Origin of the sequence: Phenylobacterium sp. (assembly GCF_013822795.1) — a bacterium.
GTDB lineage: Bacteria > Pseudomonadota > Alphaproteobacteria > Caulobacterales > Caulobacteraceae > Phenylobacterium.
This window is the reverse complement of the sequence record NZ_PNLB01000004.1, coordinates 76,843-93,184: the sequence shown is the minus strand read 5'-3', so window position 1 is coordinate 93,184 and position 16,342 is coordinate 76,843. Positions and strand designations below refer to the sequence as shown.

Here is a 16,342-nt window from a genome sequence, read left to right as displayed (position 1 = left end):
AAAGCCCCGTCCTCGCGGCGGGGCTGGCGGGGTTGATGCGGCCAAACGGTCCTAGCGCACGACATCCCTCACCGATCCCGCTTGGGCGGTTCGGCAGGTCACGTGCATAAGGGTCGCGAAAGTGCGCATGCGGCATAGTTAGCCGGAACCCAGGTATCGGAAAAGCCCGGTGATCGAAGTCACCCCCACCATCGCCATCTCCGAGGACGAGATCACCGAGCGGTTCATCCGCGCGGCCGGTCCGGGCGGACAGAACGTCAACAAGGTCTCCACCGCGGTGGAGCTGCGCTTCGACGTGCGCCGCTCGCCCTCGCTGCCCAACGACGTCGCCGTGCGGTTGATGCGGCTGGCCGGGCGCAAGCTGACCCTGGACGGCGTGCTGGTGCTGACCGCGATGAGTTTCCGCACCCAGGAGCGCAACCGCGCCGACGCGCTGGAACGGCTGCTGGAGCTGATCCGCGAGGCCGCCAAGCCGCCGCCCCCACCCCGCAAGAAGACCAAGCCGACCAAAGCCTCGCAGAAGCGCCGCGTCGAAACCAAGGTGCGTCGCGGCGGGGTCAAGGCCATGCGCGGCAAGGTCCGAGGCGACGACTAGGGGTAAACCCTTGGCGGTGAGGCTTCCGGATGCGTAATGTGCGCGCGCCATGTCACGCATCCGTCTTCTCTCCGCCTCCGCCGCCCTGCTGCTCGTCGCCGCCTGCGCTCCGACCCTGGGCCCGCCCCCGCCTCCGCCGCCCGGCGCCGGCGGTCCGGCCACGGCCGGCGTCTTCCGCGCGGAGGACTTCTCGTGGTCGGCCGTCCCCGGTTCGGGCCGCGTCGATGGCCGCCTGACCTTCAAGGCCGGCCAGACCCGCTACTCGTGCACTGGCGCGGGCGTGGTCTTGACGCCCGAGACGCCCTGGACCCGGCGGCGGATGAGCATTCTCTACACGTCGGCCGACCGCGCTGCCCTGCCGGCCGACGAGGTCCGCGCCCGCACGCCGTCGGCGCCCAGCGGCGACTACTCGGCCTTCGTCAAGCGCACGGTCTGCGACGCCAACAGCGCCTTCAGCTTCTCGGGGCTCGCCAACGGCGCCTGGTACGTGATCACTGTCGCCAAGCCGGTCAGCGGCTCGGGCCCCGACATCGCGGTCATGCGCCGCGTCGAAATCCGCGGCGGCCGCGCCGTGAAGGTCGAGCTCTAGCTCCCGACCATTCCGCAGAAACAAAAGGCCCCGGAGAGCGATCTCCGGGGCCTTTGCCTTAGTGGACCTTGGCCTTGCCGATCTCCAGGCCGTCGGCGTCGGCCCCGACCTGGATCACCGCGCCGTCGTCCAGTTCGCCCGCCAGCAGCTTGCGGGCGATCGGATCGACCAGTTCCTTCTGAATCACCCGCTTCAGCGGACGGGCGCCATAGACCGGGTCATAGCCCTTCTCGGCCAGCCAGTGCATGGCCGCCGAATCCAGGACGATCGACATGCGCCGGTCGGCCAGCAGCTTCTCGACCCGCTGCAGTTGGATGCCGACGATGTTGTCCATCTCTCCGCGGCCAAGGCGCTTGAAGAGAATGATCTCGTCGATCCGGTTGAGGAACTCGGGCCGGAAGTGGCGGCGGACCACCTCCATCACCATCGGCCGCGCCTCCTCGACATCCTCGCCCTCGGCCTGGTTGGCCAGGAACTCCGAGCCCAGGTTCGAGGTCATGATCAGGATCGTATTTCGGAAGTCGACCGTGCGGCCCTGGCCATCGGTCAGGCGACCGTCGTCCAGCACCTGCAGCAGCACGTTGAACACGTCCGGGTGCGCCTTCTCGACCTCGTCGAACAGCACGACCTGATAGGGCCGGCGCCGCACGGCTTCGGTCAGCGCCCCGCCTTCGTCGTAGCCGACATAGCCGGGAGGCGCGCCGATCATCCGGCTGACCGAATGTTTCTCCATGTATTCAGACATATCGAGGCGGGTGATCGCGCTCTCGTCATCGAACATGAACTCGGCCAGCGCCTTGGTCAGCTCGGTCTTGCCGACGCCGGTCGGACCGAGGAACAGGAACGAGCCGATCGGCCGATTGGGGTCCTGCAGGCCGGCGCGCGCGCGACGGACGGCGTCGGACACCGCGACCAGCGCCTCTTCCTGGCCGACCACGCGGCCGCGCAGGGCGTCCTCCATCTGCAGCAGCTTTTCGCGCTCGCCTTCCAGCATCTTGTCGACCGGGATGCCGGTCCAGCGGCTGACCACGGCGGCGATCTGCTCGGCGTCGACCACCTCAGGACTGATCGGATTTTCGGCCGCGGCCGTCTCCTCCTGCGCCAGCCGGCGCTCCAGGGCCGGGATCTCGCCATAGGCGATCTCCGAGGCGCGCTGCAGGTCGCCGCGCCGCTGGGCCGCAACCAGTTCAGCGCGCAGCCGGTCCAGGGCCTCGCGGGCCTGGGCGGCCGACGAGACCTTGTCCTTCTCGGACTTCCAGCGCGCGGTCATTTCCGCAGAGCGGCCTTCCAGGTCGTCTAGTTCGTCTTCCAGCTTTTCCAGCCGCGCCTGGGAGGCGGCGTCCGGCTCCTTCGACAGGGCCTCGCGCTCGATCTTCAGCTGCACGATGCGCCGGTCGATCTCGTCCAGCTCCTCGGGCTTGGAGTCCACCGCCATGCGCACGCGGCTGGCCGCCTCGTCGACCAGGTCGATGGCCTTGTCGGGCAGGAAGCGGTCGGTGATGTAGCGATTCGACAGGGTCGCGGCGGCCACGATGGCGCTGTCGGAGATGCGCACCCCGTGGTGCACCTCGTACTTCTCCTTGAGGCCGCGCAGGATCGAGACCGTGTCTTCGACGGTCGGCTCGCTGACGAACACCGGCTGGAACCGGCGGGCCAGAGCCGCGTCCTTCTCGACGTGCTTGCGGTACTCATCCAGCGTGGTCGCGCCGACGCAATGCAGCTCGCCGCGCGCCAGGGCGGGCTTGAGCAGGTTCGAGGCGTCCATCGCCCCGTCGGTCTTCCCGGCCCCGACCAGGGTGTGCATCTCGTCGATGAACAGGATGATCGAGCCTTCGGCCGCGGTGACTTCGCCGAGCACGGCCTTCAGCCGCTCTTCGAACTCGCCGCGATACTTCGCGCCGGCGATCAGCGAGCCCATGTCCAGGGCGTGTAGTTGCTTGTCCTTCAGGCTTTCGGGCACGTCGCCGTTGACGATGCGCAGGGCCAGCCCCTCGACGATCGCGGTCTTGCCGACCCCGGGTTCGCCGATCAGCACGGGGTTGTTCTTGGTCCGGCGGCTCAGCACCTGGATCGTGCGGCGGATCTCCTCGTCGCGGCCGATCACCGGGTCGAGTTTGCCGTCGCGCGCAGCCTGGGTCAGGTCGCGGGCATAGCGCTTGAGCGCGTCATAGCCTTCCTCGGCCGAGGCGCTGTCGGCGGTCTTGCCCTTGCGCATCGACTTGGCGGCCTCTTCCAGCGCCGCGGCGTTCACGCCGGCGTCCTTCAGGGCCTTGGCCGCGTCGCCGCCTTCCTTGGCGATGGCGATCAGCAGCCTTTCGGTGGTGACGAAAGCGTCGCCGCCGGCCTTCGCCCCGGCCTCGGCCTCGGCGAAGATGCGCGCGGTCTCGGGCGCCATGTAGAGCTGGCCAGAGCCGCCTTCGACCTTGGGCCGCTTGGCCAGCAGATCGTCGGCGGCCTTGTCGGCCGCATCTGGACGTCCGCCGGCGCTCTGGATCAGTGCGCGGCTGAGGCCGTCCTTTTCTTCAAGCAGCACCTTCAACAGGTGCTCGGGCGCGAGTTGTTGATGGCGGCGCGCCAGCGCCAGGCTCTGGGCCGACTGGATCGCCTGCTTGGCGCGGTCGGAATAGAGGTCGATGTTCATGCGTTCCCCTCGATAGGCGGATTGACGCGACCGCCTTCATCAAGCACGGCCGCGCCTCGACGGGATGTAGTGTGGCGATTTCGCCACACAACCGTGACCACCCCGAAATCAGCTCGGCGGGTTATTCTTCTCCAGGAACATCGTCACCGCATTGAGCATCCGCAATCGGGTCTCGCCCCGAGACAGCCAGTGGTCCTCACCGTTCAGAACCACCAGTTCGGCAGGGTTCCCCGCCTCCTTCAACGCCCGCGCCATCGCATAGCTCTGCTCGATCGGAACCACCTTGTCGTCGCCGCCGTGCATGAGGAGAATCGGCGTCTTCACGCCCTCCAGGTTGAAGACCGGCGACAACCTGATCAGCTTGTCGTCGTTGGGGCCTTCAACGCCCATGAACCGAATCCAGTAGCGCTGCGCGGCGGCGCCGCCCTCGCTGCGGGCGAAGATCAGCATCTTGCGCAGATCAGAGACGCCGGACACCGAGGCCGCGCAGCGATAGACGCCGCGGTCAAGCGTAGCGCCCGCCAGGGCCGCATAGCCGCCGTAACTTGCGCCGACGACGCACACCCGCCCTGGGTCGATGGTTCCCTGGGCCGCCAGGTGGCGCACGCCATCGGATAGGTCCGTCTGCATCTTGCGGCCCCATTGGCCGAAGCCGGCCTCCAGGAACTCGCGGCCATAGCCGGTCGAGCCGCGGAAGTTCACCTGCAGCACGGCGTAGCCGCGCGACGCCAGCGCCTGCGCCCACCAATCGAAGCCCGGCGCATCTCGCGAAGCCGGGCCGCCGTGCGCGAGCACCACGAGGGGCAGGCCCTTGGCCTGGCGCCCCTTGGGCACGGTCAGGTAGCCCGAGAGCTCGAGACCGTCGGCGGCTTTGAACCGAACGGGCGCCACCGTCGCGATGTCCGCGGCGGTCAGCTGCGGATAGTAGGGACCGATCCAGTCGGCCTTCTTCTTGCTCCAGTCGACAAAGGCCAGCGCCGGCCCCTCGACGGGCGAATCCACGCTGACGATCAGGCGCTGGTGATCATCCGACCATGAGACCAGCTCCACCAGTTGCCCGGGGTAGGCGGCCTGGACCGAACGCCAAAGCTTCTGATCTTCGAGGTCGCGGAACTCATGACGCCGCTGGTCGCCCTCCAGATAGGTGACGCCGGTCATGCGCACGCCGAGCGAATCCCAGATCACGCTGCGGTCGCTGATGTCGGCGAAGGGATCGGGCCAGGCGGCCGCATCGGGCGCGAGTTCGCGCAGAACCTGCTTGCCGTCGACGTTCTCCGACACCAGCGCCGAGACCCCGTCACGCCCCACTCCCAGCAGCGCCGGCGTTTGGGCGAAGGTGGTCATCGACTTCACGTCGCGCCATCCGGCCGGCGCCTTCAGCTTCAGCGTCCAGCGGCCCTTGTCGGCGTCGTATCCGGTCTCGGCCAGCGGTTCGCCGCCCATGCCGACCAGCCAGTCCTCGGTGTACTCAGATCCGGCTTGAACCAGGGCCGCGCGCCGCGTCACGGGATCGACGCGGTAGAGGGCCAGTCGGCCCTTTCCCTCGATGTCGAACCGCACGCCCTTGACGAAGATCTGCGCCTCGCCGCCGACATTGCGGACTTGGGGCTCGCCCACGGTGACGTTCAAGCCGGTGGTCGCGTCGATGATGAGCGGGAGCCCCTTCCTGCGCTCGACGTCGTAAAGGCTGATGGTCGTATAGTCGGCTGGGGAACCCAGGGCGCCGACGATTTCCGCTTCGCGGCTGGTGGTGACCAGCAGATAGCGCGGCCCGGCCCAAGTGACGCCGGGCGTGTTCGTCCGGCCAGCGACCATGACTTCCGTCTGGCCGGTCTCGACATCCTTGATCAGGATCCGCCGCTCGTCGCCTTCCGTCGTCACCAACACAAAGTGCTTGCCGTCCGGCGCGATGGCGGCGGCCTGGATGGCGGGCAGCCGGCCGTACGCCTCCAGCGGCGCAGCCTCTGCGACCGACGCGACCGAAAGCAGCGCTGCGGCCAGCGCGATCACCCTGATAAGCACGATGGTAGTCCTCCCCGATCAAGGAAACCTTGGCCGAGGCTGGGCCCGCACGCAACCCGCAGTTGGGTGACGCAATCTACTGGCGCGCCAGCTCCGCAGCCCCCACAGCCTCGCCATCGAGGGCCTGGTCGGCGTCCATGGTCACGGTCACGGTGCGCAGGGCGCCGGTGAACTTGAACGGCTCGGCATAATCGCCGACCGCGCTGCCGCGGTCGCGGCCGATGTCCAGGCCCGACCACGAGATCAGGGTCATGAAGCCGAGGTGGGTGGCGACTTCGCCGGCCGGCTGGCCGTCGATGCTGAGGATGAAGCGGCGGCCGTCGCCCTGCACGCACTGCACGCCCAGCCGCCGGCGGCCCGGCTCGAGCGGCGCCTGCGAGCTGACCGTGGTGCGCAGCCCGCCGACGTTCAGCGTATGGTGCAGCCGCCCGTCGCGGACGAACAGCGAGTAGCCGCTGGTGGCGTCGCCATGGGCGATCAGCACCCCCTCGTCGCCCTCGCCCAGGGTCACGTCCGCCTCGATGAAGTACGAGCGCGAGCGCACGTCCGGGGCGCAGTCGCTGGGCACGTGCCCCATGCCCTTGTGGAACACGAACTGCTTGCGCGCGCCCTGGTGGCGCAGGGCGTTTTCGGCGAACCGCGGACCGAAGCGGTCGTCCAGCGGCAGGACGTTGCTGCGCTCGGCCTGCGCCCACCACTCGTCGATCAGCGCCTCCAACCGCTCGGGCTCAGTCTGCGCCAGGTCGTTGGTCTCCGAGAAGTCGGCGTCCAGGTGGTAGAGTTCCCAGACGTCCTTGTCGAAGGGCGCGCCCGGCGGGTGGAACGCCACCGCCTTCCAGCCGTCCTTCCAGAGCCCGCGGTGGCCAAACATCTCGAAGTACTGCGGCGAGGTCTTGGCCGGGGCGCCCGCGTCGCTCAACGAGGCGGCGAAGCTCTCGCCCTCCATCGGCATCTGCGCGACGCCGGCGATGACGTCCGGCGAGCTCATCCCCAGCAGCTCCAACAGGGTCGGGGTCAGGTCGCAGGCATGGGCGAACTGGCCGCGGGTCTCGCCGCGCGCGGCGATGCCGTTCTTCCAGCTGATCACCAGCGGATCGCGGATGCCGCCCCCGTGCGTGTTCTGCTTATAGCGGCGCAGCGGGGTGTTCGAGGCCTGGGCCCAACCCTGCGGGAAGTTCGAGTGGCTGTCGGGCCCGCCGATGTCTTCGATCCGCGCCAGTTTCTCCGGCATCGGCTCGAACTTCATGTTGTAGGGGCCCATGGCGTTGACGAAGCCCAGCGGTCCGCCCTCCTGGCTGGCGCCGTTGTCCGACAGCACTAGGATCAGGGTGTCGTCCTTCACGCCGGCCTGTTCCAGGAAGTCGACCAGCCGGGCCAGGTGCCGGTCGGCATGGTCCAGCATGCCGGCGAAGGCGCTCTGCAGCCGGGTGAACACCTTCTGCTCGTCGGGCGAATAGTCGGCCCAGGGCCGCACCCCGTCGTTGCGCGGCGGCAGCGCCGTGTCGGCCGGCACGATCCCCATCGCCTTCTGGCGTTCCAGCCGGCGCTCGCGCTCGACATCCCAGCCATCCTCGAACACCGCGTCATAGCTGCGGATGATGTCCATCGGCGCCTGGTGCGGCGCGTGGCAGGCGCCCAGCGCCAGCCACAGCAGCCACGGCTGGTCGGGGGCGTCGGCGATGTGATCGGCGACGAAGCGGATGCTCTCGTCCACCAGGTCCTCGGTCAGGTGATAGCCGTCGCGATAGCCGGCCGGCGCCTCGACCGGGGTGTTGTCGCGCACCAACTCAGGCGAGAACTGGTCGGTCTCCGCGTCCATGAAGCCGTAGAAGCGGTTGAAGCCGCGGCCCAGCGGCCAGCCGTCAAACGGCCCGGCCGCGCCCGTCTGGTTGACCGGCGTGGCGTGCCACTTGCCGACCATGTAGGTCCCGTAGCCCTGACCGCGCAGGATCTCCGGCAGGGTCCCCGCCTCCTTGGCGATCTTGCCGCGATAGCCGGGGAAACCGGAATCGAAGTTGGCCAGGCAGCCCATGCCCACCGAGTGGTGGTTGCGCCCGGTCAGCAGCGCCGCCCGCGTGGTCGAGCACATGGCCGTGGTGTGGAAGCCGGTGTAGCGCAGCCCCTCGGCCGCCAGCTTGTCGATCGTCGGGGTCTTGATCGGCGAGCCGTAGCACCCGAAGTCCGAGAAGCCGACATCGTCGAACAACACCACCAGGATGTTCGGCGAGCCGGCCGGCGGCTTCACCTTGGGCGGCCAATAGGGGACCGAGTCCGCCAGGGTGCGGCCAACCTTCGCCGCGTCGCGCGATCCAGACATATGACAGACTCCATGCCAATTCATTTAGTTGTGGCTCCTGGGCCACGGTTTGGCAAGCGGTTGATCGTCGTTCTGCAACCGGCGACGGGCTGACCGGGTTTGGGGGGCAACCGATCCGCGCGCGGATCCTCCCCGGAAGACGAGCACCTCCCATGACCCGGCTGACCCTCCTGGCGGCGACCACGGCCGTAACCGCCCTCCTGTCCACCCAGGCCCATGCGGCCGGCTATTACCTGCAGGAACAGTCGGTGAAGGGGACCGGCCGCGCCTATTCCGGCGAGGTCGCCGACCAGGGCGTCTCCTCGCTCTGGTGGAACCCGGCCGCCATCGCCCGCTCCGGCCGCGAGGCCTATGTCGGGATGCACGCGGTGTTCGTTGACGCGACCGTGAAGAACGAAGGCTCGACCATCACCTATCCGAACGGCCTGACCATTCCGATCCAGGGCGAGCCGCGCGCCTTCAGTCCGATCCAGGACGGCGTCGCCCCCAACTTCGCCATCGCCACCCCGATCGGCGACCGCTTCGCGCTGGGCCTGTCGGTCGCCGCGCCCTTCAACTTCACCACCGAGTACCGCAAGACGTCCTGGGCCCGGTACGATGCGCTGACCTCGCGGCTGACCACCGCCGACATCCAGCTGACCGGCGCGATGAAGGTCACCGAGTGGCTCGACATCGGGGCCGGTGTGAACGCCCAATACGCCGACGCCAAGCTGCAGACCGCCTATCCGAACCTCTCGCCGCTGCTTCCCGACGGCATCTCCCAGCTCAGCGGCGACGGCTGGGACTTCGGCTGGACGCTCGGCGCCCAGGCCTATTTCGGGCCGGTGACGGTCGGCGCCAGCTACCGCTCGAAGGTCGAGCATGACCTCGACGGCAATGTGCTGGTCGGCGGCCTGGTCGGGCCTCTCGCGCCGGTCAATCGCGAGGTCGGCGGCTCGGCCGCTTTCACCACGCCCTGGATCGCCACCCTCGGCGCCCGCTGGCAAGCGACCGACAAGCTCGCGCTCAACGCCCAGGTCCAGCGCATCGGCTGGGGCGAATTTGAATCTATCGACGTGACGTTCCCCGGTGGCGGCGAGAACCTGTTCCAAGGCTACGAAGACGTCACGTCCGGCGGCGTCGGCCTCGACTATGCGGTCAACGACAAGCTGACCCTGCGCGCCGGCGTGCAGTACGACCCGACCCCGACCCCCGACGCCGACCGCACCGCCCGGGTGCCCGACGGCGATCGCTGGCTCTACGGTGTCGGCGCGACGGCCGACGTCATGTCGGGCCTGAAGGTCGACGCGGCCTTCGCCTACATCGACTTCGCCAACTCCGACGTCCACCACGACACGGTGTTCTACGGCGGCACCCCCGCGGCCACGACCACGCGCCTGCGCGGTGAGGTCGAGGGCGCCGGCTACGTGTTGTCGCTGGGCCTGAGGAAGACGTTCTAAAAATGCTCCCCCTCTGGGGGAGCTGTCAGCCGATGGCTGACTGAGGGGGACTTTGACTCTTCAGTTTGAGAGCAGTCCCCCTCCGTCTCGGCGCTCCGCGCCGATCCACCTCCCCCAAGAGGGGAGGATCTAAGGCTACTTCTGGTTCGCGTAGAGCTTGACCACCTCGTAGAGGAAGTCGCGGCCCTCATAGAGCGAGCGCACGCGCATCTTCTCGTTCAGCCCGTGGGCGCCGTTGCCGGTCGGCTCGCTGAACATCCCGGTCAGGCCATAGGTCGGCACCCCCACCGCATTCAGGAAGCGACCGTCTGTGGCGCCGGTCGCCATCACCGGAACCACCGGCACGCCCGGCCACAGCTTGGCCGAGACGGTCTCGACCGGGCCCATGATCTGCTTGTTCAACACCGGCGGCGGGGTGACCGGGCTCGGCTCGCCGACCGTGGTCACCTTGATCGCCGGATCGGCCAGCACCTTGACCAGCGCCTCGCGGGTGGCCTCGACGCCCTCGCCCGGCAGGATCCGGCAATTGACGTTGGCCCGCGCCCGCTGCGGCAGGGCGTTGGGCGCATGGCCGGCGTTGACCATGGTCGCCACGCAGGTGGTCCGCATCATCGAGTTGCGGCCCGGATCGCGGGCGACAGCCGCCACCGCCGCGGCGTTGGACGGGTCCTTGGCGACGGCGGCCATCGCCTCGCCCATCGGCCCGCCCTCGATCTTGGCCATCTGGATGAAGTTGCCGCGCACCGCGTCGTTCAGCTTCACCGGGAAGTCGTACTCGCCCAGCCGCGCCAGCCCCTGCGACAGGTGATAGATGGCGTTGTCGCGCACCGGCGCCGAGGAGTGGCCGCCCGGATTGGTCACTTCCAGGGTGTAGTCCTGATAGACCTTCTCGCCGGCCTGGATGCCCAACGAGACGCGCTGGCCCTGAGAATCCAGCCGCCCGCCGGCGCCCTCGTTCAGCACGAAGGCGGCGTCCATCAGCTCGCGGTGGTTCTTGATCAGGTACTGGACGCCGTTGAAGGTGTCGGGCGTCTCCTCGCCGCAGGTCAGCGCCATGCGGATCGTCCGCCTCGGCTTGAAGCCTTCGGTCTTGTAGCGCGCCAGGGTGTCGACCCAGACCGCGGCCTGGGCTTTGTCGTCGGCCGCGCCGCGGGCGTAGAAGAAGCCGTTCTCCTCGACCAGCTTGAACGGGTCGCGCTCCCAGTCGGCGCGATTGGCCTCGACCACGTCGATATGCGCCAGCAGCAGGATCGGCTTGGCCTTGGCGTCGGTCCCTTTCAGCGTCGCCACCAGGTTGCCGTCCTTGGGGCGGTCGGGCGAGACGATGATCTTCAGGTCCTCGTCGGCGAACCCGGCGCTCTTCAGCCGCGCGGCCATGGCCTCGGACGCCGCCGTGCAACTGCCCACCGACAGGGTGGTGTTGATCTCGATCAGCTCTTTGTAGAGGTCGCGGAAGGCAAGCTGGTCAGCGCGCGGGCTCTGCGCCATCGCAGGCGAGGCGACGGCGGCGGCCGCCAAGGCGGCGGCGGTGAAAGTACGGATCATTGACGCTCCCCATGAACTGGCCGGGAGCCTATGGGGCGCAAAGCGCCACCGCAATGGCGGAGCCGCCTTCACGACAACCGCTCACCGCGGCGGAGTTTTAGTTCACGTCCGACTTCTTCGGCGGCGCCGGCGGCAACGGCGCGATCTGGATCCCGTCGTCCTTCAGCGCCTTGATCTCGGAGGGGCTGGCCTCGCCATAGATGCCGCGGTCGTCCGAGCGGCCCTCGTGGATGGCGCGGGCCTCGCCGGCGAAAGCGTCGCCGACATAGTCGAAATTCTCCTCGACGTGGGCGCGGACCTTGCCCATCGCCTCCATCACCATCGAGCGCACCTGCGGCGGCAGGTCGGCCGCAGCGCTCTTCTTGGTGCCCGCCACCGACGGGGCCATGATCTGCTTCTCGACGGCCTTGCTGTCGCAGACCGGGCAGGAAACCAGCCCGCGGCCGGCCTGGTCGTCGAAGTCGCCTGACGAGCCGAACCAGCCCTCGAACTCGTGGGCGTTCTCGCAAATGAGCGCGTAGCGGATCATGCGATAGATATAGGCGCTGCAAAGCTTCGCGCATTGGGCAGGGCCGGGATCGCCGCCCGCGCCTTGGCGACGGCGGCCAGGTCCAAGTCGGCGATCAGCACCCCCGGCTCGTCGTGATCCAGCCTGCCCAACACCTCGCCCCAGGGGCCGATCGCCAGCGTCCGCCCCCAGGTGCCGCGGCCGTCTTCGTGGAAGCCGCCCTGCGCCGGCGCCAGCACGAAGCTGCCGGTCTCGATCGCCCGGGCGCGCAGCAGCGTCTCCCAGTGCGCCTCGCCGGTCGGCCGCGTGAACGCGGCGGGCGTGACGATCACCTCGGCCCCGGCCAGAGCCAGGGCGCGGTAGAGCGCCGGGAAGCGCACGTCATAGCAGATGGTCAGGCCAAGCTTCAGGTCACCGGCCCGCGCGGCTACAGCCTGCGCGCCGGGCTCGTAGGTCTCGCTCTCGCGCGCAGTCTCGCCGGTTGGCAGGTCCACGTCGAACATGTGCAGCTTGTCGTAGGTCGCGGCGATCTGGCCCTGCGGCGTGATCAGCGCCGCGCGGTTGGCGGCCTTGCCGTCGGTTCGCTTCACCAGCGCCGAGCCGATCAGGAGGGTGACCGAGAGCTCCGCCGCCAGCGCCTGCAGGCCCTGCACGACGGGGTCGTCCTCCAGCAAGGTCAGCTGCGGCAGCAGCGCGGCCTTGTCCTTCTGCAGGATGTTGGTCCCCTCGGGCGTGGCGATGAAGCTCGCGCCTTCCGCCGCCGCCTGCCGCACCAGCGGCGCGACATGGGCCAGGGCGGCCGATTGGCTCGCCGGGGTTCTCGTCTGGATCAGGCCGACGCGTACGCTCATGGCCAACTCCGATAGGTCAGAGCCGGCCCGCGCTCAAGCCTCAGGCGGCCAGCAGGGCGTCCAGCTTGCCGTCGTATTCCAGCGCCATCATGTCGTCGCAGCCGCCGATGTGCTGCTCGCCGATGAAGATCTGCGGGAAGGTGGCCCGGCCGTTGGCGCGCTGGACCATCTCCTGGCGCTTCTCGGGGTCGCCCGACGCCTCGATTTCCTGGAACGCCACGCCCTTCTTCTCCAGCAGCGACACCGCGCGGATGCAGTAGGGGCAGTAGGGTTTCGTATAGATGGTGACTTCGGCCATGGCTCGACTGATACGGGTTGGATGGGCTCGGGTCTATATGGCCCGACTTGCGGCTTCTTTAACCCTCGCGACCACTGCGGCATTCACGCGCAGCGCCCCCGCGGCCAGCAAGGCCCGCGCGCAGCCTTCCAAAGTGGCGCCGGTGGTCATGACGTCATCGATCAGCAGCACCGTCTTGCCGGCCACCAGCCTGGCCTTGGCCGGCGGCACGGCGAACGCCGCGGCCACGTTGCGGCGACGGCCGCTCCCCGTCTTGCCGCCCTGGGTCGCCGTGGCCCGCACCCGGATCAGCGCGTCAGGCAGGTAGCTCACCCCCGACAGCCGGCCCAGCGGCCGGGCGATCTCGGCGGCCTGATTGAAGCGGCGTCCAAGCAGCCGCGAGCGGTGCAGCGGGACCGGAACCAGCACGTCGGCCTCGTCCAGCAGCTCTCGCGCCGAGCGGCTGATCCAGCGGGCCAGCAGCGGGGCCAAGTCGGTGCGGTCGGCGTGCTTGAGCTGCAGGATCGGCCCGCGCGAATTTTCGTCATAGAGGCAGGCGGCCCGGGCCCGCGCGAACGCCCGCGGCCGCGCCGAGCAGTCTGCGCAACGCACGCCGGGCCCCAGGTCGTACTCGAACGGCAAGCCGCAGCCGTCGCACAGCGGTCCGTCGATAAACGGGATCGCGCTCCAGGCCTGCGCGCTCAGACCGCCGCTCATCGCCGCCGCGCCGTCGAGCGTTTGGGGTGGGAAAAGCAGATCCAGCGCGGTACGAACCGCGGCCTTCGCGCGCGACCCGGGTTTCCACCGGACGTCCGCATCGCCATCTAGAAAGCCCATGTCAGCCCCGCCCCGTCTCTTCGACCGCGATCTGCTCCGCGCCCGCCTGGACCGCGCCGCCCCCGGCTACGCCGCCGCCGACTTCCTGAAGGCCCGCGCCGCCGAGGACGCCGTCGTGCGTCTCGAGGCGATCATGCGCGACTTCCCGCGCGCCGTCGATCTGGGCGCGCGCAACGGTCACTTCGCCCGGTTCCTCTCCCAGAGCGACGCCGCCGAGCGGGTCGGCCTGCTGGTCGAGACCGACCTCTCCCCGCGCATGTTGGCCGGCCGCCAGGGCCTGCGCCTGATCGCCGACGAAGAGCGCCTGCCCTTCGCCCCGGGCAGCCTCGACCTGGTGGTCTCCACCCTGGCCCTGCACTGGACCAACGACGTGGTCGGGGCCCTGATCCAGATCCGCCGCGCGCTGAAGCCCGACGGCCTGTTCATCGGCTCGCTGCTGGGCGGCGCCACCCTGACCGAACTGCGCCAGTCACTGCTGGCCGCCGAGGCCGAGCTGACCGGCGGCGCCGGCCCCCGCGTCTCGCCCTTCGCCGATCCGTACGACGCCGCCGGCCTGCTGCAGCGCTCGGGCTTCGCCCTGCCGGTGGCCGACGTCGACCGCCTGACGGTCCGCTATGCCCACCCGCTCAAGCTGCTCGCCGACTTGCGCGCCATGGGTGAGACCAGCGTGCTGGCCGAGCGCCATCCCAAGCCGCTGACCCGTCAGGTCCTGGCCCGCGCCTTCGAGATCTATGTCGAACGCTTCGCCGAGCCCGACGGCCGCGTGCCCGCGACCTTCGAGATCCTCACCCTGACCGGCTGGGCGCCCGACCCCAGCCAGCAGAAACCGCTGAAGCCCGGCTCAGCCAAGATGCGCCTGGCCGACGCCCTCGGCGTGGTCGAAAACCCTCTGCCGCGGGACGAGGACTAACCCAGCCTGGCCGAACCCAGGATCGCCTCGACCTCGGCCAGGTTGGCGTCGAAATAGTGCTCGGCCGGCGCCAGGTAGAGCAGGACATAGGTCTTGCCGCCCTGCTCGCTGATCACGCCGGTTCCTTTCACGTCCAGGCCGGACTTGGTCTGCGCCGTCAGGTCGAACCGCACCCCATTGCCCTGGCCAAGCTTGGCCGGGCGCGGCCGGACCAGCTGGACGCGCTGGTACTCCAGCGCCACGACGCTGTCGGCGACGAACTCCAGCCGCTCGCTGGCGCTCATATCCTTGCGGATCACCGGCGTCGGGGTCTCCTTCGCCGCCGGCTTGATCAGGTACTCGCCGGGCTCCAGCCCGTCGCTGAGATAGAGCCGGTTGAGCAGCGGCCCGTCGATCGACAGCAGGCGGACCTTCTTGGTCCGGCCGTTCATGATGTTGCTGATGTCCGACCATTCGCGGCCGAGCGCGACCTCGTAGGCGTCGCCGACCTTCATCGCGCCGGCCGGGGCCGACGTCACCGTGGCGCAGGCCGCCAGCGCAAGGCAGGCCGCAAGCGGCCCAAGGGCCCGGAAGATCGTGCGCATGGTCATTTCCCCTGATCGAGGCTGGAGAGGCTGTCCTGCACCAGCCAGGCGTCCTCGGCCTGCGGCGCCTTGGCCAGATAGTTGTCGTAAGCGGTCCGGGCCCCGGCCAGGTCCCCGTCGCGCCGGCGGATGTCGCCGAGTTCGCGCCAGACGGCGACCGGCGCGTCCGGTTGGGCGGCCGCGGCGAGATAGGCGTCCCGCGCCTTGGCCAGGTCGCCGTCGCCACGCCGCATCCGATAGGCTTCGCCGCGATAGTAGTTGAGCACGCCCAGGTCCTCGCCGTCGGCCGCCAGCCGATCGATGACCACCAGGGTCTGTCCAAAGTCGCGCTTGCGCAGGTCGTCGCGCAGCCAGGCGCCCAGGTGCGGCCGGATCGCCGCGCGGTGACGGTCGCGGCCGCGATCGCCGCCGGCCGTCAGGGTCCCGGCCTGCGTCTCCAGGGCCGCAATTCGCTGCGCGCCCAGCGGGTGGCTGGAGAACACGCTGATCCGCGTCTCAGACTCCCGCACCCGCTTGAAGTCCGAGCCCTTGGTTTCGGCCGTCAGCCCGCGCCAGCTCTCGGCCGCCGCCGCTGGATCGTAGCCGGCCTCCGCCAGCTTGCGCTGGCCAAGCAGGTCGGCCTCGCCCTCCTGCTCGCGGCTGAAGCGGAAGAAGGACGCCATCTGCGCATAATAGATCAGGTCGATCGTGTTGCCGGTGGCGTCCATGATCGACTGCGCCTCGCTCGCGGTGCCGGCGCTGGCCGCCGACGCAGCGCCGGCGACCGCGACCACGACCGTCGCGGCCAGAACCACGTTGGCTCGCGTCTTCTGGGCCCGATGCGCTTCAATCGTGTGGCTCTCGGTGAAATGACTCACCTCATGGCCCAGCACGTAGGCGAGCTCGGCCTCGTCGTTCGCACGCAACAGCAGGCCCGACCACACCTCGGAGTAGCCGTTCGGCGCCATGCTGGCGTTCATGAACGGCCGGTCCATCACATAGACCCGCAGATCGGGGCAGTGCGCCGCCGCCGCCTTGCACATGACCCCGCGGACATAGGCGTTCAGCGCCGGGTCGGTGTTGAGATCGGCCCGGGTCTTGGCCTCGGCCTCCGCCTTGTCCATCACTGCCCAGAAACCCGCCTCCGCCGAGGTCGCGTTCGGACGCAGTCCCGCGGCGCGTTCCTGCGCTGCGGCGGGCATGGCGGCCAGGACCGCCGCCAGGGCGAGGGCTGACGTGCGCATCGCC

General features: G+C 69.3%; 14 protein-coding genes. 4 read left to right on the top strand and 10 right to left on the bottom strand.

Annotated features, from left to right (window positions below; genetic code table 11):
- Positions 1-169 precede the first annotated feature (169 nt).
- Complete coding sequence (gene arfB, locus C0481_RS04855) at positions 170-595, top strand: alternative ribosome rescue aminoacyl-tRNA hydrolase ArfB (RefSeq protein WP_293401219.1); 426 nt, start codon at positions 170-172, stop codon at positions 593-595.
- 49 nt (positions 596-644) lie between these two features.
- On the top strand, positions 645-1,184 hold the full coding sequence (locus tag C0481_RS04850) for a hypothetical protein (RefSeq protein WP_293401217.1): 540 nt from the start codon (positions 645-647) through the stop codon (positions 1,182-1,184).
- 58 nt (positions 1,185-1,242) lie between these two features.
- Here the strand turns inward: C0481_RS04850 and clpB are convergent, their stop codons facing one another.
- The 3 genes from clpB to C0481_RS04835 form a co-directional block, all read right to left on the bottom strand.
- A complete protein-coding gene (gene clpB / locus C0481_RS04845) occupies positions 1,243-3,825 on the bottom strand; it encodes an ATP-dependent chaperone ClpB (RefSeq protein WP_293401215.1) in 2,583 nt (860 codons plus the stop codon).
- A gap of 108 nt (positions 3,826-3,933) precedes the next feature.
- On the bottom strand, positions 3,934-5,847 hold the full coding sequence (locus tag C0481_RS04840) for a S9 family peptidase (protein WP_293401213.1): 1,914 nt from the start codon (positions 5,845-5,847) through the stop codon (positions 3,934-3,936).
- 76 nt (positions 5,848-5,923) lie between these two features.
- Positions 5,924-8,164: an arylsulfatase gene (locus C0481_RS04835; protein ID WP_293401211.1), complete on the bottom strand. Its 2,241-nt coding sequence runs from the start codon at positions 8,162-8,164 to the stop codon at positions 5,924-5,926.
- A gap of 152 nt (positions 8,165-8,316) precedes the next feature.
- Between C0481_RS04835 and C0481_RS04830 the strand changes: the two genes are divergently transcribed.
- The gene (locus tag C0481_RS04830) at positions 8,317-9,603 is read left to right on the top strand and encodes an outer membrane protein transport protein (RefSeq protein ID WP_293401209.1); all 1,287 of its coding nucleotides are present in this window, start codon (positions 8,317-8,319) and stop codon (positions 9,601-9,603) included.
- A gap of 135 nt (positions 9,604-9,738) precedes the next feature.
- On the opposite strand, the gene C0481_RS04825 is transcribed toward C0481_RS04830, so the two are convergent.
- The 5 genes from C0481_RS04825 to C0481_RS04805 form a co-directional block, all read right to left on the bottom strand.
- Positions 9,739-11,148, bottom strand: a complete 1,410-nt coding sequence (locus C0481_RS04825) for a M20/M25/M40 family metallo-hydrolase (RefSeq protein WP_293401207.1) — start codon at positions 11,146-11,148, stop codon at positions 9,739-9,741.
- A 97-nt stretch (positions 11,149-11,245) separates the two neighbouring features.
- Positions 11,246-11,677 carry a DUF1178 family protein gene (locus C0481_RS04820; protein WP_293401205.1) on the bottom strand — a complete coding sequence of 144 codons (432 nt, stop codon included), beginning with the start codon at positions 11,675-11,677 and terminating at the stop codon, positions 11,246-11,248.
- A complete protein-coding gene (locus tag C0481_RS04815) occupies positions 11,674-12,507 on the bottom strand; it encodes a carbon-nitrogen hydrolase family protein (protein WP_293401203.1) in 834 nt (277 codons plus the stop codon). Before C0481_RS04815 ends, C0481_RS04820 begins: the two co-directional genes overlap by 4 nt.
- Positions 12,508-12,547: 40 nt before the next feature.
- Positions 12,548-12,805 carry a glutaredoxin 3 gene (gene grxC, locus C0481_RS04810; protein WP_293401201.1) on the bottom strand — a complete coding sequence of 86 codons (258 nt, stop codon included), beginning with the start codon at positions 12,803-12,805 and terminating at the stop codon, positions 12,548-12,550.
- A 33-nt stretch (positions 12,806-12,838) separates the two neighbouring features.
- The gene (locus C0481_RS04805) at positions 12,839-13,501 is read right to left on the bottom strand and encodes a ComF family protein (RefSeq protein ID WP_293401199.1); all 663 of its coding nucleotides are present in this window, start codon (positions 13,499-13,501) and stop codon (positions 12,839-12,841) included.
- Positions 13,502-13,619: 118 nt separating this feature from the next.
- Here C0481_RS04805 and C0481_RS04800 point away from each other — a divergent pair, with 118 nt between their 5' ends.
- Positions 13,620-14,531, top strand: coding sequence for a methyltransferase domain-containing protein (locus C0481_RS04800; protein ID WP_293401197.1), 912 nt, complete (start codon positions 13,620-13,622; stop codon positions 14,529-14,531).
- On the opposite strand, the gene C0481_RS04795 is transcribed toward C0481_RS04800, so the two are convergent.
- Both C0481_RS04795 and C0481_RS04790 read right to left on the bottom strand, forming a co-directional pair.
- A complete protein-coding gene (locus C0481_RS04795; protein ID WP_293401195.1) occupies positions 14,528-15,115 on the bottom strand; it encodes a hypothetical protein in 588 nt (195 codons plus the stop codon). The two genes, C0481_RS04800 and C0481_RS04795, sit on opposite strands and share 4 nt — an antisense overlap.
- A gap of 2 nt (positions 15,116-15,117) precedes the next feature.
- Positions 15,118-16,338, bottom strand: a complete 1,221-nt coding sequence (locus C0481_RS04790) for a M48 family metallopeptidase (RefSeq protein ID WP_293401193.1) — start codon at positions 16,336-16,338, stop codon at positions 15,118-15,120.
- Positions 16,339-16,342: the final 4 nt, after the last annotated feature.

What these genes read in the sequence shown, in the direction of transcription:
- C0481_RS04850 (WP_293401217.1), top strand. Translation starts at nt 645, where the DNA reads ATGTCACGCATCCGTCTTCTCTCCGCCTCCGCCGCCCTGCTGCTCGTC.
- clpB (WP_293401215.1), bottom strand. Translation starts at nt 3,825, where the DNA reads ATGAACATCGACCTCTATTCCGACCGCGCCAAGCAGGCGATCCAGTCG.
- C0481_RS04835 (WP_293401211.1), bottom strand. Translation starts at nt 8,164, where the DNA reads ATGTCTGGATCGCGCGACGCGGCGAAGGTTGGCCGCACCCTGGCGGAC.
- C0481_RS04830 (WP_293401209.1), top strand. Translation starts at nt 8,317, where the DNA reads ATGACCCGGCTGACCCTCCTGGCGGCGACCACGGCCGTAACCGCCCTC.
- C0481_RS04825 (WP_293401207.1), bottom strand. Translation starts at nt 11,148, where the DNA reads ATGATCCGTACTTTCACCGCCGCCGCCTTGGCGGCCGCCGCCGTCGCC.
- C0481_RS04820 (WP_293401205.1), bottom strand. Translation starts at nt 11,677, where the DNA reads ATGATCCGCTACGCGCTCATTTGCGAGAACGCCCACGAGTTCGAGGGC.
- C0481_RS04815 (WP_293401203.1), bottom strand. Translation starts at nt 12,507, where the DNA reads ATGAGCGTACGCGTCGGCCTGATCCAGACGAGAACCCCGGCGAGCCAA.
- grxC (WP_293401201.1), bottom strand. Translation starts at nt 12,805, where the DNA reads ATGGCCGAAGTCACCATCTATACGAAACCCTACTGCCCCTACTGCATC.
- C0481_RS04805 (WP_293401199.1), bottom strand. Translation starts at nt 13,501, where the DNA reads ATGAGCGGCGGTCTGAGCGCGCAGGCCTGGAGCGCGATCCCGTTTATC.
- C0481_RS04800 (WP_293401197.1), top strand. Translation starts at nt 13,620, where the DNA reads ATGTCAGCCCCGCCCCGTCTCTTCGACCGCGATCTGCTCCGCGCCCGC.
- C0481_RS04795 (WP_293401195.1), bottom strand. Translation starts at nt 15,115, where the DNA reads ATGCGCACGATCTTCCGGGCCCTTGGGCCGCTTGCGGCCTGCCTTGCG.
- C0481_RS04790 (WP_293401193.1), bottom strand. Translation starts at nt 16,338, where the DNA reads ATGCGCACGTCAGCCCTCGCCCTGGCGGCGGTCCTGGCCGCCATGCCC.